This window comes from Cyclobacterium plantarum, assembly GCF_011290685.1.
GTDB lineage: Bacteria > Bacteroidota > Bacteroidia > Cytophagales > Cyclobacteriaceae > Cyclobacterium > Cyclobacterium plantarum.
Genome location: NZ_JAANYN010000002.1, coordinates 572,794 through 596,560 on the forward strand (window position 1 = coordinate 572,794; position 23,767 = coordinate 596,560).

General features: G+C 41.3%; 15 protein-coding genes and 2 pseudogenes. 8 read left to right on the forward strand and 9 right to left on the reverse strand.

Translation table 11 applies throughout. The features are described 5' to 3' along the window. Nucleotides 1-139 precede the first annotated feature (139 nt). A pseudogene (locus G9Q97_RS06480) lies at nt 140-508 on the forward strand (DUF5916 domain-containing protein); the annotation flags it as partial. Nucleotides 509-571: 63 nt separating this feature from the next. Next, nucleotides 572-793 (forward strand): hypothetical protein, encoded by a 222-nt coding sequence (locus G9Q97_RS06485; RefSeq protein ID WP_166144317.1) that lies wholly within the window; start codon nt 572-574, stop codon nt 791-793. Between the two features lie 242 nt (nt 794-1,035). Here G9Q97_RS06485 and G9Q97_RS25445 read toward each other — a convergent pair. Further along, nucleotides 1,036-1,926: pseudogene (locus G9Q97_RS25445) on the reverse strand (IS982 family transposase). Between the two features lie 838 nt (nt 1,927-2,764). On the opposite strand from G9Q97_RS25445, the gene G9Q97_RS06495 reads away from it, so the two are divergent. Then, a complete protein-coding gene (locus tag G9Q97_RS06495) occupies nt 2,765-5,209 on the forward strand; it encodes a TonB-dependent receptor (RefSeq protein WP_166144319.1) in 2,445 nt (814 codons plus the stop codon). Between the two features lie 67 nt (nt 5,210-5,276). Then, on the forward strand, nt 5,277-5,873 hold the full coding sequence (locus G9Q97_RS06500; protein ID WP_166144322.1) for a hypothetical protein: 597 nt from the start codon (nt 5,277-5,279) through the stop codon (nt 5,871-5,873). A 515-nt stretch (nt 5,874-6,388) separates the two neighbouring features. On the opposite strand, the gene G9Q97_RS06505 is transcribed toward G9Q97_RS06500, so the two are convergent. The 6 genes from G9Q97_RS06505 to G9Q97_RS06530 all read right to left on the reverse strand — a co-directional run bounded on the left by G9Q97_RS06505 (nt 6,389) and on the right by G9Q97_RS06530 (nt 13,770). Next, complete coding sequence (locus G9Q97_RS06505; RefSeq protein ID WP_166144325.1) at nt 6,389-9,469, reverse strand: efflux RND transporter permease subunit; 3,081 nt, start codon at nt 9,467-9,469, stop codon at nt 6,389-6,391. A gap of 1 nt (nt 9,470) precedes the next feature. Then, nucleotides 9,471-10,193 carry a superoxide dismutase gene (locus G9Q97_RS06510; RefSeq protein WP_166144328.1) on the reverse strand — a complete coding sequence of 241 codons (723 nt, stop codon included), beginning with the start codon at nt 10,191-10,193 and terminating at the stop codon, nt 9,471-9,473. Between the two features lie 26 nt (nt 10,194-10,219). Next, nucleotides 10,220-11,731, reverse strand: coding sequence for an efflux RND transporter periplasmic adaptor subunit (locus G9Q97_RS06515; protein WP_166144331.1), 1,512 nt, complete (start codon nt 11,729-11,731; stop codon nt 10,220-10,222). Between the two features lie 20 nt (nt 11,732-11,751). Next, entirely contained in the window at nt 11,752-12,030 is a 279-nt protein-coding gene (locus G9Q97_RS06520) for a hypothetical protein (protein ID WP_166144334.1), read from the reverse strand. A gap of 21 nt (nt 12,031-12,051) precedes the next feature. After that, entirely contained in the window at nt 12,052-13,236 is a 1,185-nt protein-coding gene (locus G9Q97_RS06525) for a TolC family protein (RefSeq protein WP_166144337.1), read from the reverse strand. Between the two features lie 84 nt (nt 13,237-13,320). Beyond that, entirely contained in the window at nt 13,321-13,770 is a 450-nt protein-coding gene (locus G9Q97_RS06530) for a hypothetical protein (protein ID WP_166144340.1), read from the reverse strand. 489 nt (nt 13,771-14,259) lie between these two features. On the opposite strand from G9Q97_RS06530, the gene G9Q97_RS06535 reads away from it, so the two are divergent. From G9Q97_RS06535 to cysI, 3 genes are all read left to right on the forward strand, one after another. Beyond that, the gene (locus G9Q97_RS06535) at nt 14,260-15,153 is read left to right on the forward strand and encodes a LysR family transcriptional regulator (protein ID WP_166144342.1); all 894 of its coding nucleotides are present in this window, start codon (nt 14,260-14,262) and stop codon (nt 15,151-15,153) included. 213 nt (nt 15,154-15,366) lie between these two features. Then, entirely contained in the window at nt 15,367-17,187 is a 1,821-nt protein-coding gene (locus tag G9Q97_RS06540) for an assimilatory sulfite reductase (NADPH) flavoprotein subunit (protein WP_166144345.1), read from the forward strand. Nucleotides 17,188-17,214: 27 nt separating this feature from the next. After that, on the forward strand, nt 17,215-19,050 hold the full coding sequence (gene cysI, locus G9Q97_RS06545) for an assimilatory sulfite reductase (NADPH) hemoprotein subunit (RefSeq protein WP_222851929.1): 1,836 nt from the start codon (nt 17,215-17,217) through the stop codon (nt 19,048-19,050). Between the two features lie 132 nt (nt 19,051-19,182). Here the strand turns inward: cysI and G9Q97_RS06550 are convergent, their stop codons facing one another. Both G9Q97_RS06550 and G9Q97_RS06555 read right to left on the reverse strand, forming a co-directional pair. Further along, the gene (locus G9Q97_RS06550) at nt 19,183-20,247 is read right to left on the reverse strand and encodes a hypothetical protein (RefSeq protein ID WP_222851930.1); all 1,065 of its coding nucleotides are present in this window, start codon (nt 20,245-20,247) and stop codon (nt 19,183-19,185) included. 364 nt (nt 20,248-20,611) lie between these two features. Then, complete coding sequence (locus G9Q97_RS06555) at nt 20,612-22,786, reverse strand: TonB-dependent receptor (protein WP_166144348.1); 2,175 nt, start codon at nt 22,784-22,786, stop codon at nt 20,612-20,614. 694 nt (nt 22,787-23,480) lie between these two features. Here G9Q97_RS06555 and G9Q97_RS06560 point away from each other — a divergent pair. Then, nucleotides 23,481-23,732, forward strand: coding sequence for a hypothetical protein (locus G9Q97_RS06560; protein WP_166144351.1), 252 nt, complete (start codon nt 23,481-23,483; stop codon nt 23,730-23,732). The last annotated feature ends 35 nt before the right edge of the window (nt 23,733-23,767 follow it).

Here is a 23,767-nt window from a genome sequence, read left to right on the forward strand (position 1 = left end):
CTGGTCAAGGGATTCAGAACTGGAACTACTGAACAGGGCGGGTAAGTTGGCTGGTCTTGACAGCATCGTCAGCAAGGATTTTATCGAAATAAAGCCTTATGCCATTGGCTGAGGGGAATTTACACCCGGTCAGGAAGAAGGGCAACTGAATGCCGGAGGCGATATTAATTATCTTATAACACCTTCCCTTCGGATGAACCTGACCTTTTATACCGACTTTGCGCAGGTAGAAGCCGACCGCCAGCAGATCAACCTGACCCGCTTTCCCCTGTTCTTCCCTGAGCTCAGGGAGTTTTTCCTGGAAGGGCAGGACTTTTTCGATATGGGTATGGGAAGCACGATTATCCCGTTTTATAGCAGGAGGATAGGGTTGGCGGAAGACCGTTCCACCGTTCCTATTATTGCCAGGGCAAGGATATTGGGTAAAGAAAAAATTCCACCCTGGGAGCACTGTCTATGCAGACAGCCAGCCGGGACAGCATTCCATCCACCAACTATTTCGTATTGAACTGACGTCAGGATGTGCTGGAACAATCATCGGTAGGTTTCCTGTCAGCCAACAAGTATGAAAATGGCCATTTGCACAGCACAACAGGTGCTTACTGGTTGTATAATTAATACATCCAGGCTATTCGGAGACAAAAACCTGAATATAGGTGCTGCCTTTACTCAAAATTTTAATTCTGATAAATTTGACCGTAAAGCCAATGCCCACCGTATTTATCTGAGCTATCCCATTGATAAGGTAGAATTGGATATCGCCTGGCAACGAAGCGCTCCCGCTTTCAATTAGGAAGTGGGATTCTTACGAAGGGATAATTTCCAGGAATTTTATGCAGAACTCGAATGGAAACCCCGGCCAAAAAACTTTCTGAAATGGATTCGGCAGTTCAGCTTTAAGGGGCTTGATATTAACTACTTTATCTTTGATGATACCGGAGAATTACAATTTTTTTCCTATGAGATCCGGCCATTGGGCTTTGAAACACGCAGCGGGGAATTTTTTGAGTTTAACCTACAAACCTGAGTTCGATTTTAATATATGGCAATTTGGTTCGTTTGAACGGTTTCATATTTAATTCCTGGCTTTTTCGGGAAAAAAGTTTATGCAATTAAGCCGGATATCAAATTTGTAAGGAAATTATCGAATGAACGGATGCCTGGAATGTTCAATCTGGCATATGTTTTTCAATTCGTCATTCACTGTTTCAATTACGGATCTTTTTTCTGAACATAAGCTTTTCTTTTAGTTCCATCAGGAAATTTTTCATGGTGTTTCTGATATTGGTAATCAGGTGAAGGCCATCCATAAACAATAATTCCGTCAATACTTTGGATATACACATTTTATCAGTATAAATTTTCTTATATAATTCATTCGTTAATTTTTTATTCTAAAATGGCTCTCTCTCATCAACATTCTCCTGAGTGATACAAAATTCAGCAGCGCCCCTTTGTTATTGATTACAAGATGAAGTTTAAAGCCAAAGAAGTCTCCCATGGTGGATTTACCCACCTGAGCAATGTCTTTGAATACCCTGTTTAGCTTAATTCGCTTGATCTTACATACTCGAATAGGGGTAGAATCAATAAAGGCTATTTCTGTACCATCTTATAAACAACAGGTTTTCAAGAATATAGTCATGCGCAATGAGGCAGAATGCATTAGTTCCACAAATCCGTTGTATGAGTGGGACAGTATCCGGAAATAAGTGTAACATATGGACCTGTAAATAATTAATATAAAGGTGTTTCATAATCCTGAAACCTTCAGTATGAAACATAACCATGATGGAAATGGTCTTATTGGGTCTCATTTTCGGGGTTTATTCCCCAGAATGTGTTTGCAACGTAATTGTCAAATTCAATGCAGAATTCATCTAGAAGATAGAAAATTGCGGTAATTTTGTTATCAGTCAAAGTCATGTTTGAGTAGTTAATTTGTTGATTTTCACAGCTTTAATTTAGCAGAAGAACGTGGCTTTTTTTATTTTTTGAAGCGTTTATTTTAAATATTGTATAGATTTAATAAAGTTAATTCATCAAATATTAATTATTAAATAATTATTCAAATTAAATTCATATCAGATATGTCCAGGGAACATCTCGGAATAGTCGGGTTTCGTAGATTTTATTAATCGAACTCAAGTCTAAAAGCCTCGTAATGAGTGGTATAATCACAATAAAAGTGGGCTATTTGCAGACTGAGGCATGGAATTAGCTAGGGTGAAGTCGAAAAAAGCTCTATTTCGAAGTGATTCTATTACGTAATGGAGTGCCTATTTCCTATTTCGGGTTCAAAACAAAAATATGTTTGACGCCTTTTTTGGCGAAGTTTAATTTTTGTTTGGCCAGGGACTGAATCATTTTGCGTTAAGATTTTTATAGAGCCTTGATCTTTTTGGTTTGTTTTGGATCAAGTCTGCCCTGAACACTCAACTGAATCAGGGTCTGTCCAGAAGCGTAGCAACTCAGGGCCAAAAATGAACAGATGAATTTAAAGAATAAAATTGATATAATTAACCTTAAAACCCAGTCAAAAGGAGATCCAAAAAACTAAATTTTTATAGTAAAAACCTTCAACAATTAAATGAGTTAAATGAAATACATCTTCACCCTGTCACCATCCATCCTCTTTACCTTCCAGTCAAAAACATTCTTTTATTAAAATAAGCCATAAGATTTTCAGAGTGGATTAACATTTATAAATTGCAATACTGTTGCGTTTAATAAAATATTAGGTGCTTCCTTATTTAAATTATTCATGAAAATAAAATTTCATACACTGGATTCGTATATGCTAAAAGTTTGCCTTTCAAGCTGTTTTTTACTGATAAGTTACTTTTCAGTAGCACAGTCTAATGATTGCCAATACAAGGTAGAAGGCACCATGTATAATCTTTCTAATCAACAGCCTTTGCCCTATGGTAACGTGCATATAGCGGGAACACAAAAGGGTGCTGTTGCGGATGAATTTGGACATTTTGAAATTACCGACATTTGCATGGAAGAGTTTGACCTTATATTTTCTTTTGTTGGGTACAAAGAAGTTATCCATCATCACGATATCTATCACGAACTGCCGAAAATCTATTTGGCTCCAACAGATGTCAACCTGGAGAGTATAGTTGTTGAAGGTGAGCAAATTATTGGTGACCTGCAATCAGGTACAGTCAGTTCTATTTCTGTCAAAGATCTGCAGCAGAACCAATCCGGTTCTTTGGGCGACCTGGCCAGCAATATTTCAGGGGTAACCGTCATTAAAACAGGCCAAAACGTTGTAAAGCCGGTTATACACGGGCTAAGTAGTAACCGTATCCTGATCATCAACAATGGCGTCCGTCATGAATTTCAAAATTGGGGCGCTGAACACGCACCCGAGATAGACCCTTCGCTAATTAGCAATTTGCAGGTAATCAAGGGGGCTGCAACTGTACGCTATGGACCAGATGCACTTGGTGGGGTATTGTTGATTGACAACCCTCCATTAGAGCTTATGCAGCCTCTGCGTGGAGCCATGGCTGTAATGGGAAAATCCAATGGAAATTCAGCAGAAGGAAGTATGGAACTGCAAAAAGGTTTTGAACGGACGGCCGTAATGGCACAGGTCTCCTGGCTTCAACAAGGTGATTTGAGCACTCCAAACTACCAATTAACAAATACCGGAAAGAAGGAAAAAAGTTTGGCATTGGGTGCCCGTTATCATTTTGCCAATGTGGATTTGAACTTCTATTACTCTCACTTTGACCAGGAATTGGGTATTTTGAGAGCTTCTGTAACCGGCAATCTTGATGATTTGATCAATGCCATAGAAAGTGAGGTACCACCAGACACTCAGCGTTTTTCTTATCAGATCAACAATCCCAAACAAACTGTTAAGCATGATCTTTTTAAGCTCAAAGGCAGATGGAACGGACAAAACCAATTGCTGGAAATGCAATATGCCTTTCAAATCAATCAACGGCAGGAGTTTGATGTAAGAAGGGGTACCAATAATTCACGACCAGCCATTGACCTGGAATTATTCAGCCATACACTGGATATAGATTGGAAGCATCCGCAAATTGGCAACTGGACGGGTAGTTTGGGCGTACAGACACTTTATCAGGACAATAATAATATTCCTGGCACCAACACGGTGCCCTTCGTACCCAACTATAATAATTCTCGTATTGGGGTTTACATGATTGAAAACCGACAACTTAGCCAAAAAGATTGGATAGAGTTAGGTATTAGATACGATTATCAATTTTCATCCGTGATTGGCCGTGAACCAGACAACGATATCTACAATAATGATATCAATTATCAAAACGCTTCAGTAACGTTTGGCTACAGAAGTGAGATCACTCCAGACCAAACTTTCAGAACCAATATTGGTACGGCCTGGAGACCTCCCAATATTTCTGAATTATATTTTTTTGGCCGCCATCAGTCTACCATTGAGTATGGCCTGTTGAGATTTGAATTGGATGAGAACAATAATATAATTACCAATAATATCCTGACTGAAAAGGAAAAACCAGCTCCTTCTGAAATGGGTTTAAAATGGGTAAGTAGCTATCAATGGAGAAGCCCTGTCTGGGATGCCGAGCTTACAGGCTATGTAAACTATGTAGCCAATTACATCTATTCGAGACCTGGTGGAATTACTACCACCGTAAGGGGAGCTTTCCCTTTCTTTTTATTCGAGCAATTAGACGCCCTTTTCGCAGGGGCCGATTTCAGTGCCCACGTTAATCATAACAAAAATTGGTATTCTGAAATACGTGCCAATTATTTATGGGCCAGGGACGTGGGGAATGGTGATTACCTAATTGGGATACCTCCAACCAACATTAGTTATGGTATTAATTTCAAGAAAAGGAAGTGGGGACCATTATCGTCGATAGAATCTGGCATAATGCTCAATTATTTCTTCGAGCAGGGACGTGCCCCGCGGGTTATAAGCGTCCGGGATTTACTGGACGCCAAGCTAAATGAGGAGAACTTATTTGCTGAAGATGGGTCGAACTTTGATTTTCTCCCTCCGCCTGACGACTACCTGCTGGCGAGCTTAGTATGGTCAGCGGATTATAAACCACTTTCATTTCTTTTTAAAGTAGAAAACCTTCTTAACTCTTCTTATAGGACTTATACGGATAGGTTAAGGTACTTTGCAGACGACCTGGGAATTAATTTTAGCTTATCTGTTAAATATAAATTCTAAAATTTGCAACATTATTGCAAATTTATTAAAATTGCAAACTAATGTTGAAACAATAAGAAAAAACAGTATGAGAAAATTGAATTATTTATTTGGCCTGGGATTGCTATTTGGTTTAGTGACAATGTCAGGATGTACCGATGACGAACCACCTGAAATTGAAAACGAAGAAGAAATTATAACGGATGTGACATTAACTTTTACGCCAATTGGAGGTGGGTCAGCTATTATTGCCGTTGCCCAGGATCCTGACGGAGAGGGCCCTGAAGAACTTGAAATAATAAGTAACATTATTCTGGCCTCAAATACCACCTATGCCCTGGAATTGGATTTAGAAAATAGCATAGAGGGTGAATCTATTTCTGAAGAAGTAGAAGAAGAAGCGGATGAACACATGTTCTTTTTTGGTTGGACGAGCGGGCTATTTTCAGACCCTACTGGTGATGGGAACATTGGCAGTGGGAACAGGGATAATCCGGTGAATTATGAAGATTCGGACACCAACAGTCAACCACTTGGACTGGAAACTACCTGGACGACGGGAGATACAGCCTCTGGTGTTTTCAGAGTTATACTCAAACACCAACCGGATATTAAATCAGCTTCCTCAACTTCAATAGACGGAGAAAGCGACATTGATATCACCTGGGACATCACCATCAACTAAAATAAGTTTGGTTCATTAAGGAGGCTGGTTTGGTAATAGAATCAGCCTTTTTTTATGGAATCAATAGAAGTCCTATTGCATATTTTGGGTTCAACCCGAATACTGAATGTTTTGTCAAACTTTGTTATTCCTATTGAAATCCCTCCAGACTTTGGTCGGGACAGGCGCTGCCCTCTTGATTAAGGGGGACTGGCTGAAAATTAGATTTGGTTTGACTAGATGATGGTTTTGTTTTATCAGGTAATTTCCCCTTTTCTTTGGGAGGCATCTCTACAAACAACTCGTACTTTTCTATCGTCGAGCTCAGGTTCACAGGTATTTTCTTAACTTCCGCCATTCCCGCCGCATACCTCCTCTGGGATTAGGAATGACAGGATTTGCCAATTGCTTGGCTGCGGAACAGCCTGGCCCGGCTCAGCCAGGGGTACTCCACCTGTGTAGGAATACTAAGGTTCTTAAATAAAAAGCAGCCATTCGGAACTACCGAACAGTTGCCTGACCTTTAAACGTTCTAATTATTTCCGCTTCGTCACCAGCTCATACACACAGGGAATCACCAGCAGATTAAGCAAAGTAGCAGAAAGCAAGCCTCCTAAAATCACCACGGCCATGGGACTTTGAATTTCATTGCCTGGTTCGCCTCCTTTCAATGCAAGCGGAATCAAGGCAAGCCCCGTGGTAAAGGCTGTCATGAGAATTGGATTTAATCTGTCCAATGCTCCTGTTTTAAGTAATTCAAAACCTTGCATTCCTTCTTTCCTTAAATCCTCATAGCGGGAAACGAGCAAAATACCATTTCGGGTAGCAATACCAAACAAACTGATAAAGCCAATGGTAGCCGCAATGCTAATGATACCGGAAGTGAAGTACACAATAAAAATCCCACCAATCAGCGCTAATGGCAGGTTGATCAAGACAATGAAGGAAAGCTTGACGTCCTGAAACTCATAATAGAGCAAAAGAAAGATGATGAGAATAGCTACCACCGCAGTAATGAGCAGCAATTGAGAAGCCTTTGCTTCACTCTCAAACTGACCGCCATACTCCACCCGATAGCCCTGGGGTAAATCAATATTCGACCCAACAATTTGTTGAATTTCATTGACTACCCCTCGTAAGTCACGGCCCTGTACATTGGCTGCTACCACAATCTTTCGCTTTACATTCTCTCGTGAAATGGTATTAGGAGAACTTACAGAGCTTACTACTGCCAATTGATCTAAAGTGATTTCACCTCCATTCGGCAAAGCGATCAAAGCAGACTGTAGGGCTTCGATACTGTTTCTAGACTCTTTTTGAAAGCGGACAATCAGGTCAAAATATTGTTGCCCTTCGTAGATTTCTCCTGCCTTTTCTCCGGCAAAAGCCACATCCACTTGCTCCATCAGATCACCGACGGTCATCCCATAAGCGGCCAACATCTGCCGTTTAGGACTAATACGGATTTGAGGTACTTCTACTTGTTGATCTACTGCCACATCTGCAATCCCTTCAATAGACTTGATATTGGTTTCCACACTTTTGCCCAACTCAAAAAGTCGCTGCAAGTCATCCCCAAATACCTTAATGGCAATATTGGCACGTGTACCCGAAAGCATGTGATCAATACGATGTGCAATAGGTTGTCCCAAAGTAATATTCACACCAGGCACTACACTCAACTTTGTTCGTACTTCTTCAAAGAGTTGCTCTTTGGATTTTCCATCAAGGGTAAAGGGCACATCTATTTCAGCTGCATTCACGCCCTGTGCATGTTCATCCAGTTCGGCACGTCCGGTTCTACGAGTGACTACTTCTACCTCAGGCATTTCTAAAAGTAGCTGTTCAATCAGCTTGCCGTTTTTGTTGCTCTCTTCCAGGGACATACCAGGCACGCCTACTGCACTGATTACCAAAGAACCTTCATTGAACTCAGGAAGGAAACTACGGCCTAATTGGGTCCAAAGAATCAAACTGATAATAAATGCTCCAACGGTCAAGCCAATCACTGTCTTGGGAAATTTCAACACCTTTTCCAATGTTCCTGCATATCGAACTTGCAGCCAGCGCTCTACCTTCGTTCCTTCTGCTTGCTTGCTGAGAACCTTTTCGCTTTTAAGCAAATAGGAACAAAGCACAGGGGTCACAGTCACCGCTACAATCAGGGAAGTCAATACCGAAGTAATAAAGGCAATTCCAAGCGGTTGAAGCAATCGACCTTCCATTCCAGTCAAAAAAAACAAAGGCACAAACGATACTATGATAATAAGCGTAGCAATGATAATAGAGCTACGAATTTCCACGGAAGCATCTTTTACCACGTTAAGAACGGGTAACTGTTCAGCCTTTGGTTTGCGGATGTTTTCCCGCAATCGCTTGAAGACATTCTCCACATCAATAATCGCATCATCAACTAACGCACCTATGGCAATGGCCATTCCGCCCAAGCTCATGGTATTGATGGTATAGCCCAACAGCTTTAACACGATAATGGAGACTAACAAGGATACCGGAATGGCTACCAACGAAATGACAGTCGTTCGCCAGTTCATCAAAAAAATAAACAACACCACCAGCACAAAGAATGCTCCTTCCAATAAGGTCTGGTTCAGATTGTCAATAGAAGCTTCTATAAAATTTGCCTGACGAAAAATATGGCTTTTTATTTCCACACTTTCGGGCAAAGTAGTATTTAAATCCGCAATCGCTTCATCAAGTCTTTCAGTCAATTCCAGTGTGTTGACATCCGGCTGCTTAGAAATAGTCAGGATTATGGCAGGATCGGTATTCAACGACCCATCACCGATCTTGTCCGCAGCACCGACTTGTACTGTTGCAACATCCGTAATCTTGATGGACTGTCCATTCACACTTTTTACTACCGCCTCTTCCAGCTGTTCCACAGAGTAAGCTCTGCCACTTCCTTTGATGATGTACTGATTGCCGTATTGATTCAGAAAACCACCGGGAGCATTCACATTGCTTTCCTGTACTTTTTCCATTAATTCGCCAAGTGTCACATCATAATATTTCAGCTTCTCGGGATTGGCTAAGACTTGATACTGTTTGTAATCGCCACCAATGACAATCACATTGGCAATACCGCCAATGGATTTGAGTCTTGGCCGGATCGTCCAGTCAGCAAGTGTTCGTAGTTCCATCGGAGATAAACTATCCGACCGAACACCCAATAACATCACTTCACCCATGATGGAAGAAATGGGAGCCATAGTAGGCGAACCTACACCGGAAGGCAGATTCTCACGCACCATCGGGATGCGTTCACTTACAATTTGCCTGGCCCTGTATATATCCGTACCCCATTCAAACTCTACCCACACAATGGATATTCCGGAAGCAGAAGATGAACGGATTCTTCGCACATTGGGTGAGCCGTTCATGGCCGTTTCCAATTGGTAAGTCACCAACTTTTCTACCTCCTCGGATTCCATGCCATGAGCTTCCGTCAAAATGGTCACTGTAGGAGCCGTAAGGTCAGGAAATACGTCCACGTTCATGTTTCGGGCGATATACAATCCCGTCACGCTCAACACCACAGCAGCCAACAGCACCATCAATCGATTTTGAAGTGAAATCGATAATATCTTATTCAGCATGTTATCGAATTTTTAGCGCTATGTCCAATCGCTGTGCTACATTGTCCCAATTGATAATATCCATCACACAATCAACAAATTCGCCTCTTCGATTGCGATAAGTCAGATAATAGGCATGTTCCCAAACATCAATAACCAATATGGGAATACACCCCCACTGAGTCAATTTTTGATGATCTGCACAACCCAAAACAGTCAACCTGTCTGTGAATGGTTGATAAGCCAGAATTCCCCACCCACTTGACTCCACTGATTTTGAAACTTTCCCAAGCAGGGCCTTGAGATTATCAAGTGTCCCGAAACTTTTCTCGATGTATTTCAATAAGGTCCCTTTGGGGTCATTCTTTTTATTGGTGAGGTTAGTCCAGAAGATGGAGTGCAGGATATGGCTGGAAAAGTGGTAAGACAATTTACCCGTCCAGTGTTCCACCAGATCATAATTTCCTTCTTCCATAGCTTTGTTGATCATTTCCAAATCCTTATTAGCTCCTTTTACCGCACCGCCATGATGAAAAGTATGGTGTAAATAAAGTGTTTCTTCATCCATGCAGGGTTCCAGGAAGTTATTTGCATAAGGCAAAGCAGCCTGAACAAAATTCCCATTTTCATCCATAAGTTTATCAATTACCCCTTGCTCTACACTTTGAGCGAGGACACTTGAGGTTGGCAGGATAGATGCCCCACCGATAATCATTGAGTTTTGAATAAATTTTCTACGTTCCATGATGTTTATGATTTAAATGATTTAAACTAATGAGCATGCCCATGTGCAGGTGCCTGACCGGACAAGGATGCCATTTTTACCTGATAAGCCCCATTGGTGACAACCACTTCTCCCTCGGACAAACCTTTGATAATCTCTACTTCACTACCATTTCGTTTGCCGATAGAGACATTTCTTCTTTCAAAACTTTCTCCGGACAGTTGGACAATCACGGAGTAGTTGCCGTAATCTTCCATCAAACAAGAAATTGGAACTACCAGACTTTCACCTCCATTGCCAATAGCCAGTTGTGCTTCTGTGAAACTGCCTTCCGGCATTTCCACGCCTTCGTTTACCTCGGCATAAACAGAAATCAATGGTTGATCGGCTTCCACCTCTTTACCAACAGAAAGTATTTTCCCACCCTTTTCATTCAGGCTCGACCATGTGTCTTGCTTGGGTTGATACCAAATGTTTTGGATGTTTTGAAGGCCGGCACTGTATTTAGCACTAACCTGTACCTCGAGCAAGCTACTCTTATGGCTGGTCACTGTAACTAACGCATCGCCCTGATTGGCAAAACCACCATTTACCGCCTGAATGGATTTAATAAATCCATCCATTGGAGCGGTCAGCTGTTTGCCACCTGCACTATATCCACTACTCAATGTTTCGTAGTTGGTTTTTGCTACCAGATACCTTTGCTTAACCTGCTCAAATTCTGATTTGGGTACAATCTTCGATTCGAACAATTCCTTCTTTCGCTCATATTCAGATTCGACTTGTTCATAATCTGCCCTGGCTTTCTGAATCTCCGCACTCAGATTGTTGGTTGTAAGCCCTGTACTACTAATCGTCATCAATTCCTGACCTTTCTTCACCGGACTGCCCGCTGTCAATATTCCTGAACCAAAGCTCACTCGTCCGGCTGCAGGAGCTACCAGCGTTTGATAATCGGAAGGAGCTACCTTCCAAACACCCGATGTTGGAATCGTCTGAAACACTTCTTTTTTCAATACAGGAGCTGTTTGAAACTCCATCTTCCAGGCTTGCTCTTTCAGGAAGGTAATGGCATTGCCGTTTTCTTCCTCACCAGCCAAAGCCACCTCAGCTTCCTCTACAGTCGCAAAAACAGTAATGTCTTTTAGTGTAATCCTATCAGAATAGGTAGGAGTTTTCAATTCAAAAACCAACCGATAACCTCCTGCTACTTTGGGCTGAAGTGACGGTCCGAAAATTCCCGGAGAAGAAGGGGCATCCACCGAATGGCGAATGCCTTTATCTCCCTTGATTAAACTTACAGTTACACTCCCTTCTCTCACAGGCTGATGCCCATCCAGCAACGTAAAGTGCGCTGCAAATCGACTTGTTTCACCCACCACCAGTGCAGGAAACTCCACAAATAATTCCGTTTGTTCTGTCCAAACTGTAAAATCCATTGCGGGCTTCCCATCACTTTCATGCAAATGACTGCCATCTTCACCATGTGGATGTCCATGATCTTCCGTTGATTGGCATGAAAACACCAGCAAAGAAAGTGTTACTATTATATATCGCATATCCACTTCTATTTTAAAGATTAATGATCGTGATGGGTGCTACCATCCTCATGCGTATGTGTGCCTTCCTCCTCTTCTTGAGTGGAGTCACTGCCAACAGTAAACTCTTCCTGCTCATTATGTTCGTGTTCATGTTCACCATCACCATGACTGTGTCCATGATCTTCACTAGCTTCATCATGCTGGTGTGCAGGTGATTCTGTGTCATGAGAATGTCCATGCTCATCATTGTTTTTTTTGTCCTTACAGGCAACGGCGAATACAAAAGTTAATGCGATAAGAATATTTGAAATTTTCATTTTTGATACGTTTTAAAGGATTTACAATTGATGTTTTAAGAGTTGATTTTGCGATATATAAAGTTGGTATTGCATGTCCAGCATGGCATCATAAGCCTGTCGGTAAAATTGAAGCTCCATATAGTATTCAATGAATGAAAGCTCACCCAACAGATAGGATTGCAGCAACAATTTATCACTATTTAGGCCGGAAAGAGTAGCCTCATAATCCTGAAATTTTGAAAGCATGATTTCATAAGCATTGTACTGCTTCTCAAAAGACGTGTGGGCTTGAAGCGTCTTTGATGAATTAAAGGACTGCTGAAATTCCAACTGTGATTGAGCTGCTTTCACTTTATTTCGGTTACTCCATAAGGGAATGGTAACGCCAGCATAAATACCGGAAAACCGCTCTCCGGCAACACCCTGACTATTGTAGCCAGCAGTTAGATTTGGGAAGGATTTGTTTTTAGCCAGACTCAATGACTGCTGAGCAATAGCCTCTTGTTGTTTCAACTGGGTCAGAACAGGGTCTATTACCTGCTTTTCCTGCCATAAAGCATCTTTTGCCGCCAAAACCAATGATTCACTGTACTCGTCTTGCGTGAAGCTCAGTTCATTACCACCATTCAGGTTGTTCAACTGCAAAAGCGTGTTCTTTACGTCACTCTCAATCTGTTGAATTTTGAACTGCTCCTGCATCCAGGCCACTCTAGCTTTATTCAGTTCGAGGATACCGACCTGTTCCTTTTCATAAAGCTCCTGCACCTGATCAAACACTTGCCTGGCTTGCTCCACTCGAAGCGTTTCGGTATCCATTCGTTTATTCAGGTAGATAAGATTCAGACAGTAATTTTTGGCTTCTGCCAGTATACCCTGCCTTTTCACTTGGTACTCCAATTCCAATTGAGCCGATTGTTGGTCAATAAGACTACCACGGGCACTGTAAACTGTTGGAAACTCAAAAGATTGACTAATCTGAAACTCAGTGTAATCACCCCTATTGTGCTCCCCAAAAGGAAGATAATAAGCTCCTAATTGGGGATCGGGTAGATTATTGCCTGATTTCAACTCAAGTCTTTTGCTCTCCACATATTCGGACATTGCTTTTAATTCCTGGTTGTTTTGTTCGACCCGTTTCAGAATGCTTTCTATGGATGGCGATTGAGCAAAGCCCACAAATGCCAACAAGCATCCGCTAAGAGCGAACACAATATTTTTATACATGTAAATTGATTTTTAGGATTCATCTAATGACGCGGAGCACACAATTACGTCTCTCCGTAACAGGTCCATACTTGCCAGAAACAATTATCCTAAAGAAGGGGGCCCCCGAAGTGAGTTGGAATTTAAATTGGGAGCTTCTAATCCAATATCATTGAAAAGCACATAGCTGTGCAATCCAATATCAGTTTCAATTGCAGAAAACTCCCATGAATCATTAGCCCCAAAAAACTTAGCCAAAACCTGCTTTACTGTTTTAACATGCTCAACAGGGGAAGGGGTATGTTGATGCGTGTGTTTGGTGTGAGAATGATTCTTAAAAAGAAAATCAAAGAAGGCCTTTTCCTCGTCATCATTTTCCTCTTCATCTGAATGAGGATGGTGGTCTGAATGATGATGATGATGTGATTCTCCAACCAGTACCGTATGCTCATCAAGGTCATGCTCATGATGAACGTGTGGAAAGGCATTGTGCATCATACCGAATAGCATGATAACAATCACTAAATAGGCCTTTATTTGAGTAAATAATTTCATCAACTTACAAGTTTAACGAATTATTGCCAATTTTAATAATTGGAGCCTATGCTTCTTTAAGTATCGGTTGGTAATTTACAGATAATAAATCATACACATTGCTCTCAGTTAAGGTCACCCGCAAGCAAAGGCGGACACGGAATGTAAGATGAAGACCCGGATAAATATATAGTTTTTAACCTGTTGGCAATGTGAGAACAAAATACAAAGGATGAAAAGCACGATGCCCCAGTTGAGAAGGCAAAGGGGAATATCACCTCTCACAGAAGGCTTCCACAGGATTAATGCACGGCCGGATCCCACTTGGCGGGACAAGTTGTGAACCTCTCAATTGTTCAAGTATCCTTTGATACGTTTTAAGCATTTCGGGTTCACAGTTAAGGTCTGGTTGGATTAAATTCAGGAATCAGGAAGTTTTGAAGGCCAAATACCTTTCACAAAAACCTTATTAAAATTAGCCGCTAATAACATTTATGGGTATTTTTATATATGTTCGATTTCCGTCTTAAAGTATTCAATACTGTCGCCAGAAGGTTAAGTTTCACGAAAGCTGCCGAAGAATTACATATAACGCAACCGGCGGTGACCAAGCATATAAAGGAACTGGAAAACCAATTTGATCTTGCCTTTTTCGACAGAAGAGGCAATAAGGTTCAGCTTTCTCCTGCCGGAGAGGTGCTTCTAAAACATACCGAAGAGATACAGGAAATATACAGACAGATAGAATTCGATCTAAATCAAATCAATCAAACCTATAAAGGTATCCTCCATATAGGATCGAGTACATCTATTACACAATATATTTTACCCCCTTTACTGGCCCGGTTTCACAAGATTCACCAGGATGTACGGGTAGAACTGTTCAGTGGAAACTCTGAGCAGATTGAGCAGGCCCTGCTTAATAAAAAAATTGAAGTTGGGGTGATTGAAGGTAAATCCAAACGCCGGGAAATTCACTATACGCCATTCCTAAAAGACGAAATTGTACTGGTGTGCAGCAGTAAAAATACGTTGGCAAAAAAAGACGAAATCATGCCGGAAGAGCTAAAAAAAATTCCTCTCTTATTGAGAGAACCAGGCTCGGGAACGCTGGAAGTAACTGCTGATGCGTTAAAGCAAAAGGGAATTAGCTTGGCTGAACTGCAGGTCGAAATGCAGCTGGGAAGTACTGAAGCTATTAAATCCTATATGCAGCATTCTGATTGTATGGCTTTTGTGTCTTTACATGCAATCCTCGACGAGCTGAAAAATGGAACCCTGAAGATTATCGAGATAAAGAAATTGCAAATCCACCGGGATTTCTACTTTATAACGCCTCAGGGACCCGAAGGGGGACTCCCCGCATTAATCATCCAATTTTTAATTAGGAACCATAATTTTTGATTATAGAAGGGTAAGAGAAATAACAGGATAATCAGTCCATTGCCTATTTTGGAAGAATTTTAATTTAGGATATTTCCTTTTGAAAATGAGCCAGATTTGAGGTCGCTGGATCCTTCAGTTATCATTTTACATTGCTCTCCCTATAACCAATGGTTATCCAATATTAATATTTACAATTGGTATATTAATTTCTTGCACGCTAATTTTGTTACCATGAATATAAAGAAAGGATTGGAAAGAGGGCCGTTCAATGATACGCAGGCAGAAAAATTAAATGAAGCACTGTCGGGATTGGATTCCGGACAGCTTCAGTGGCTGAGCGGATATTTTTCAGGTATCGGCCAGGGTTCTACTGCAACAATGGAAACGGTTGATCAACCACCTGTTGCTTCTAAAAATGCTGCCTCTGAAAGCCAGGCTGAAAAGCTCAACATTTTGTTTGGAAGCCACACGGGAAATAGCGAGGGTTTGGCATATAGCCTCGCCTCAAAGGCGAAAGAGATGGGCATAGAAACGGAAGTTTCTGATATGGCTTCCTTTAAACCCCGGAACCTTAAGAAGATCACTAATCTTGCGGTTATTGTAAGTACCCACGGTTTGGGAGAACCTCCAGTACAGGCAGAGGATCTGTATCATTTTTTGCACAGCAAAAAAGCGCCTGATCTTTCACATGTGCGATTTTCGGTACTGGCCCTTGGCGACAGCAGCTATGTTGATTTTTGCCAGACAGGGAAAGATTTTGATAATGCATTAGGGAAACTCGGTGCTCAGTGCGTAATCGACCGCCAGGATTGTGATGTGGATTATGAAGAAGATGCCCAGGCATGGCAACAGACTTTTCTCCAGGTGCTTTCAAAATCTGTAGATGCAGGTTCTACCGGAGAGACACAAATCAATACTGCCGTCCCGGTTAGGGAACAAAAATACTCCAGAAACAATCCGTTTGAGGCAACCATTCTGGAAAAGGTGAGACTGAATGGGCGGGGATCATCCAAGGAAAACATACACCTGGAGCTGGATCTGGAAGGTTCAGGATTGCAATATGAGCCAGGTGATGCGTTGGGGGTTTATGGAGCCAATCCTCCTTTGCTTATAGAGAAGGTGTTAGGTGCTGCCAACCTTTCAGGAAATGAAAAAGTACAAAGTCATAAGGGCGAAAAAAGCCTGAAAGAAGCGCTCACTTATGATTATGAGCTTACCCCGCTTTCGAGGGTAAACTTATCAAAATATGAGGAATTAACAGGGAGCAGTATGCTAAAGGAGGTTCTGTCAGATAATATGAAAATTCTGGAATACCTGCCTGGACGTGATTTTTTAGATTTACTGGAAGAGGAGCCTCATACATTCGAGGCAAACGAGTTGCTTTCTGTATTAAGAAAAAATACACCCCGTATGTATTCCATAGCCTCTTCGCAGGATGCTGTGGAAGATGAAGTGCACCTGTGTGTATCTGTAGTGCGTTATTCCGCCTTTGGCAGGCAGAAAGAAGGACATTGTTCTGCGACCCTTGCCGACAGGCTTCAGGTAGATGATAAAGTCAAAGTTTTTGTCGATAAAAACAGTAGGTTTAAGCTTCCTACAGATCCCGAGACTCCGGTAATCATGGTAGGTCCCGGTACAGGAGTTGCCCCTTTCAGGGCCTTTATGCAACATCGTGAGGTTTCGGAGAAAAAAGGTCCCTCATGGCTCTTTTTTGGAGATCGCAATTTCACTACCGATTTTCTTTATCAAACCGAATGGCAGCAGTACCTTAGAGAAGGTATACTCACAAAAGCAGATGTAGCCTTTTCCCGGGACCAGGAGCAAAGGTATTATGTGCAGCACAGGATGATGGAAAAAGGAAAAGAGCTCTATGACTGGCTGGAAAAAGGAGCCCATTTCTATGTTTGTGGCGATGCCAAAAAAATGGCCAAAGATGTGGATTTGGCGTTAAGGGAAATTATTCAGCAACAAGGGGGGGTAACCCCTGAAAAAGCGGAAGAATATGTAAAGTATCTTCAGGTATCAAAACGTTATCAGTCAGATGTCTATTAGATAACACACAGTTAACTTAAACTGAAAATGCACATTGCTTCAACCGCAGAGATCTTTCGGGTTGATAATTTCCCAATGGTTGAAATTCCATTAATAGAAGCACAACCTGATTTTGCGTTAACAGCGGATAAATGTATTTTACAGAAAAGAATAAAATTGTTTATGGAAGAGCGATTGGATAATCCGAAACTATCAGAAGATGAATTCATAAAAGATAAAAGTGATTTCCTGCGGGGAACCATTAGGGAGAGCTTAAGCAATTCCCTGACGGGTGCCCTAGATCCGGACGATACGAAGCTTATTAAATACCACGGATCCTATCAGCAGTATGACCGGGACCTGGATAGTGAGCGTAAACAGCAGAAACTGGAACCCCTTTACCAATTTATGGTAAGGGTGAGGGCAGCGGGTGGAATTACCACTCCTGAACAATGGCTTGTTTTGGATGAACTTTCAGATAAGAATGGCAATGGCACCATGAAACTTACCACCAGACAGTCGTTTCAGTTCCATGGGATCCTAAAACGCAGCCTTAAACCAACAATCAAAGCTGTAAACGAGACGTTGTTAACCACTATCGCAACCTGCGGTGACGTTAACAGGAACGTGATGTGCAGTCCAAATCCTTATCAGTCGCCCATCCATGAGGAAGTGTATGAAATGGCTGGCCATTTAAGCGAGGCCTTTCTTCCTAAAACTACCGCTTACCATGAAATCTGGTTGGATAAGGAAAAAGTGGCCGGAAGCCCCGATGTGGAGCCTTTATATCATAAACATTATCTACCCCGAAAATTTAAGATTGCCATAGCTATCCCCCCCAATAATGATATTGATGTATTTGCCAACGATATAGGTCTGATTGCCATTAAAGAAAATAATGAATTAAAGGGATTTAATGTATGTGTAGGCGGTGGACTTGGAAGTACTTTTGGTGACAAAACTACTTATCCGCGTCTGGCAGACGTAATAGGATTTGTCAAAAAAGATAAAATTATTGAAGTTGCCGAAACAATTATCGCTATCCAGAGGGATTTTGGTAACCGGGAAGACAGGAAAAATGCCCGGTTCAAGTATACCATCGATACCAGGGGATTGGATTGGTTGGTAAATGAATTGCATACACGACTCGGTTGGGAAATTGAAAGTCCACGGAGCTTTAAATTTGATACCAATGGTGATAAATATGGATGGGTTAAAGGAATAAATGGCAAATGGTTTTACACGTTATTTGTAGAACATGGGAGGATAAAAGATGAGGAAGGTTACCAACTTAAAAAAGCATTAAGGGAAATAGCCAAAATACTAAAGGGAGATTTTCGACTTACCGGAAACCAGAACCTAATTATTGCCAACGTAGAGGGAAAAGATAAAAAATCCATTGAAGCCATTTTGGTAGATAGCGGGGTTTTCAATAACCCAAAGCTTACCGGGCTGCGCAAAAATTCAATGGCCTGTGTTGCCTTAAATACCTGTGGACTTGCTTTCGCGGAAGCTGAACGTTACTTGCCTTCCTTGATTGACAAGCTGGATGAAATTATGAGGAAAAATGGTCTTGAAGAGGATGAAATCAACATTCGAATGACCGGCTGCCCTAATAATTGTGCCCGATCATCTTTGGGAGAAATCGGCTTTGTAGGCCGTGCTATTGGAAGGTACAATCTCTATATGGGTGCGAGCCATAACGGCGATCGTTTGAACACCTTATATAAAGAAATGCTTTCGGAAGATGCCATATTGCAAGAGCTGGAACCCATCATTGCAAGCTATGCAAAGGAGCGGAAAAAAGAGGAACACTTTGGGGATTTTGTGATCAGAAAAAAGATTGTGGAAGCAACCGACCGGCCCCTAAAAGTTTTATCTTAATAATAAACCTCTCTTGTTGCTGAATTTTTATACAAGTTGCCCTTTCAAAAAGGATAGATTCTCTTATAGCTTTTCTGTATCGCTCCTATAGGCCGGCTTTTGCCCGAGGAAAAAGAAATGAACTGGTGTTTCCTATAAAACACTTCCCTGGCTTTTTTTAAAAACTATGGTATCCTCTTTTTCCCACACATAAACTATTTTATTATCTGTTGTTCTGATCGCCACTAAAAAGCTGCCTTCGCCGATTGTAACGGGACTTGCAGAACCCAATTCTTGCACATTCAATTTTTTACCTTCCTGCCATGTCATTACAGGATGATTGTTGCCTGTTATATAGCAAGCACGTCCATTTCCAACTTGAATCTCGTTCTTTAGAGGTTGTGCATAAAAAATCTTTCCCTCCCGCTGCCAAACAGTATGAATCGCCGAGTTTTTACCCAAAGTTATAGCTCCTCCATCCATTGGGCAACCTTTGAGTTTCCAGGTGCCATTTCCCAATTTTTGAGCTAACCCAAAGGTTTTACCCCTATCAGCAGATTGAATAAAATAAAGATCCCTTGATTTGTCAAACCAGTTTCTGAACATAATCACTACCTGAGAACCCGCTACAGCAATGTTTGGCTTACAACATTCACATACAGTCCCGTCCGGTGAGGTATAAATTATTGAATTATCTTCCCATTTGCCTTCCTTTGCAGATAAAGAGGAAAAACCTATTTTATTTTTTCTGTCATTCCGTAAATCTAACCATACCGCGTAAAAGTTGTTTTGCTTATCTGCTGCAATACTCATTAGACCTTCGGGTGCAGGGGAAGGAATGTCATTTACTAGGCCCTTTTTGCTCCATATACCTTTAGAATGATCCAATTGAAAATAATGGATATTTCCCGGTTTGTCCATGGCAGTAATTATCGAGTAATTTTTTGAGCTGGCAAGTTGAGGTCCCCTGGTCATCCCCAGGTGCATTTGGGACACCATACCCACTAATACGGGTTTTGAAAAAGAAGTTCCATCATCTTTTGAAGTAGAACAAAATATACTGTCGTTTCTACCAAAAACAGTTCTAACCACACCGTTAATATCTATACTAAGTTGCGGCTGCTTTCCTGTTGCTATGACATTGCTATCAGGATCTGAAAAAGAGAATAATAACCCCACCAAAAAGAGGGCCTGAAAAGAAAATAGAAAATTTCTCATACTATTTAATTTATGGATAACAAACAAAATCATTTAATAATACCGAATATATTCTTAGATCACAAATTAACCATTGTATGGGGCATACAGCGTTATTCCGAAGAAAGATATCAAAACTAATTAATTTTTTACAAACACCGTTTTCCTAAAAAGATAAATGGCTTCAAAAGCAATAATAATTTTAAAAACTCAAATATTCATAAGTTTAATTTTACTAAAATTGAACATGCTTCGAGTGATGTATCAGTAATAATTCAATATAACCTCTAGCAATAAATAACCATAGTTCAAATTATCACCCTTCGTTCACGGTTCGAAAATAATTTACAGTTATGACCACAAAGCTGAATTTAATTGATCCGATTTATAAATGTAACTTAACCCCTCCATTAATCACAAACCCATCCACCGGGGCATAGATATCTCTAAACTGGGGGTTGCTGATCGAGCCCGTATAGATAGTATCAAAAGCTGTCTGACGGGTATCCAGAAAATTTTCAAAGTTTAGGAAAATAGATATATTCTCCCCAAACTTCTTCTCAGACATCAATCCCAAAATCCAATAGGACTGTCCTGTCTGACCATCATTCAAGAGCTGTGGGCTGAAATAATAGGCCTCCAGTCCAATCCAAAATTCCTCATGCTTTTCATACATCAGCACATTATTGAGTCTGTGTTTGGCCACCAGTGGGTATTCCTTGCTAATGCCACCTTGCCGTTCCTCGACATCCGAAAAGGTATATCCAAAAAACAGCTTCCATTCCCGGTAGTTCCACTTCAAATTGAGTTCCAATCCCTGGGTCTGAACCTGACCCTCAGGCTGACGAAATTTAAATTCCGATCCCTCCGAAACCAATAATAGTGGATCCTGAATCTGGGTATAAAAAAACAGGGTATTGGTATTCAGGGTTAGCTCTTCACCCAATGCTAATTTATAATTGATGTCCAGATTGGTTCCGGCAGATCGTTCTGCGTCAAACTGGGAAGGATCGATAGGCTGAACGTTTCTAAAGGAAATCCGTTCTGCTTCTTCTGAAAATACCGTCGGGGATTTGTACCCAAGCCCTCCTCCCAGGCGGAAAGTCAATCGCTCAGAAGGCTCCACCATCAGAGAAAGCCTTGGTAAGGGAAAAAGCCCGTAGTCATTCTGATAATCCAGCCTAAACCCGGATTCCAATGTCCACACTTCAGCCATATTCCAAATATTCTGTACAAATGCCCCCACCGTATTCAACTGATAATCCAACGGATCGGGCAGGTCTCCCCTATTTTGATCAAAATTTTCGGTCCATAGATTGACTCCGGATATCCATTCAGTTTTGCCGCTTTGCATTTGGAAATTCAGTTCGGAAAAAGAGGAAAACTGCTTACCGCCAAACTGATAATCGTGCAAAGAGATCTTTCGATCAAAAAAGTTCAGGCTGTTTTTAAATTCCAATACCCTATTCCCTTCCCATTTCTTTTGGAAACTCAATTGGGTAGAAAATCGGTCCGTTTCATTTCGCTCAAAATACGGATCGTTCACGGAATCCCCTTCGATGTAGTCCAAATTACCTCCCAATCGATCCTCCCTGGTCCAGTTAAGGCCCAGTATCCACTCAGCGTCCTCATTCGGATTCCAAAACACCTTGGGATTGACAGTGAATCGTTCAAACTCCGGTATCGCCGTCAATCCCACTGAAGAAGGATCATAGGCATTCCCCTTATTATAGGAAACAAAAAGTGTGGTCCCTAGGCTTTCAAATTGTTCAGAATAAAAAGCGCTGGCATCTAGCCCCAAAGCCGAGGTACCATTAACCATAAGATCTACGCCTCCATCTTCTTGTGGCCGCTTTGATATTAAATTCACCAGACCTGCGATGGCACCTCCTCCATAGAGCGTCGAAGCGGAACCTTTGATAACTTCCACCTGTGCCAAATCCAAAGGAGGAATCTGCATTAAACTCAGTCCACCGGAATAACCCGCATAAAGTGGCAGGCCGTCCCGCAATAGCTGTGTATACTTTCCGTCTAGACCTTGAATACGAATACTGGAATTATAGCTTGTCGCGGAGGTTTGCTGCGTCTGTATTCCAGTACTTTCATTGAGCAGCATTCGAATATCGCCGGGTTTCATATTGCCTTTCTCGGCAAGTTCCTCACCGGCAATGACTTCCACACGAGTAGGTATATCCTCGATCACCCGACTGGAACGCATAGACTGGACAACGATAGCTTCCATTTCACTCTCTTGTGGGTGAAGGGGAACCAGTTCAGGTTGCGTCTGCTGCTGAGGAAATTTGCGTTCCAATTTGGCTGTTCGGTATCCCAAAAATCTTACTTCAATGTTATATGTACCTGAAGGAATCGAATCGAAACTGACCTTTCCCCCTTCATCGGCTACCGCAGCCAGAGTAGTATTTAAAAACTGAAGCGTAGCTCCTGGAAGGGGCTGTCCTGACTCCTTATCAATTATCTGAACCTGGTAGTCAACTGCGGATTGGGTAAAGGCTTCATTGGTCCATAGCAAAACCAACATAAGCCCAAATAAATATTTCATTTTTTGGATAGCATTAAGGTGAATAAAACAAGGTAGAGTACGGTTAATCAGTCTAGCTGAAAAAAGTTCGAGGAGGCTTCAAAGGAAGAAATAAATCACCAATTGGTAGTTTAAAAGAATAGTCAAAAAATAACAAGGAAACCCGCTGATTACCAGCCTTTAAATCCAATAGTAAGGTTTTTGGGAAAATACACCCCACACAGACCCCACAGCTGTAAAAAGGAGAGCAAGGGAGTTCGTCAGGGCATTCCTCGCCTTCTGTCCGGTATTCAACTGTACAACTATCAACCACTGCTTTCTCATGCTCTGCTGCGTCGCAACAGGGTACGATGGAGAGCCAGCCGATTAATAACACTAAGGGAAATACCCATCCTTTCATCGCTTAAAGGTAAGCAAAATTGTTTTTGATTGAAATTTTATGATTGAGGTGTTTGGATTACAGGTCTTCTATAGCTGGTAATTATCAGAAATCCTTCCAATGTAAGTAATACGATTGTAAGCTGGGTTACCTCTCCTTTCATCCAACTCCGTTTTAACAGATTCAACAGGATTTATTAGTGCTATTCACCTCGCAGTAGAAATTGGAAATGTCATTTTCAGTAGTTTATTCCTGGAATCATTCAAAGTCCTAAAAATGAATATTGATTTTCAAAAAATAATCATTAATATTAAACGTGGATAGAAAATCCATTTAATGAGGTCTATCCACCTATTGGCTATACAACTCCACACGCTGTTAGATATAAATACAATCGGTAATGTAGTAAACGAGAAATTAAAAAGAAATGACAAACCCAAAGGAGAAAGACAATTCAGACAAAAATTAGGGCCATTGAAAAAGGACCATTATCGTATGGAAAACTTCATTACATTCAGAAGCACAGCTCTGCCGGCAGCTACTAGCCTGTTGTTTATGACTTTTGCAGTATTGTATGCCGAATCATAGAATATAAGGTCAATTTATTTTAATACTAAATGACT

Coding starts and splice junctions, on each gene's coding strand:
- G9Q97_RS06535 (WP_166144342.1), top strand. CDS start 14,260: ATGTTCGATTTCCGTCTTAAAGTATTCAATACTGTCGCCAGAAGGTTA.
- G9Q97_RS06505 (WP_166144325.1), bottom strand. CDS start 9,469: ATGCTGAATAAGATATTATCGATTTCACTTCAAAATCGATTGATGGTG.
- G9Q97_RS06540 (WP_166144345.1), top strand. CDS start 15,367: ATGAATATAAAGAAAGGATTGGAAAGAGGGCCGTTCAATGATACGCAG.
- G9Q97_RS06525 (WP_166144337.1), bottom strand. CDS start 13,236: ATGTATAAAAATATTGTGTTCGCTCTTAGCGGATGCTTGTTGGCATTT.
- G9Q97_RS06500 (WP_166144322.1), top strand. CDS start 5,277: ATGAGAAAATTGAATTATTTATTTGGCCTGGGATTGCTATTTGGTTTA.
- G9Q97_RS06560 (WP_166144351.1), top strand. CDS start 23,481: ATGAGGTCTATCCACCTATTGGCTATACAACTCCACACGCTGTTAGAT.
- cysI (WP_222851929.1), top strand. CDS start 17,215: ATGCACATTGCTTCAACCGCAGAGATCTTTCGGGTTGATAATTTCCCA.
- G9Q97_RS06495 (WP_166144319.1), top strand. CDS start 2,765: ATGAAAATAAAATTTCATACACTGGATTCGTATATGCTAAAAGTTTGC.
- G9Q97_RS06530 (WP_166144340.1), bottom strand. CDS start 13,770: ATGAAATTATTTACTCAAATAAAGGCCTATTTAGTGATTGTTATCATG.
- G9Q97_RS06510 (WP_166144328.1), bottom strand. CDS start 10,193: ATGGAACGTAGAAAATTTATTCAAAACTCAATGATTATCGGTGGGGCA.
- G9Q97_RS06485 (WP_166144317.1), top strand. CDS start 572: ATGGCCATTTGCACAGCACAACAGGTGCTTACTGGTTGTATAATTAAT.
- G9Q97_RS06555 (WP_166144348.1), bottom strand. CDS start 22,786: ATGAAATATTTATTTGGGCTTATGTTGGTTTTGCTATGGACCAATGAA.
- G9Q97_RS06515 (WP_166144331.1), bottom strand. CDS start 11,731: ATGCGATATATAATAGTAACACTTTCTTTGCTGGTGTTTTCATGCCAA.
- G9Q97_RS06550 (WP_222851930.1), bottom strand. CDS start 20,247: ATGAGAAATTTTCTATTTTCTTTTCAGGCCCTCTTTTTGGTGGGGTTA.
- G9Q97_RS06520 (WP_166144334.1), bottom strand. CDS start 12,030: ATGAAAATTTCAAATATTCTTATCGCATTAACTTTTGTATTCGCCGTT.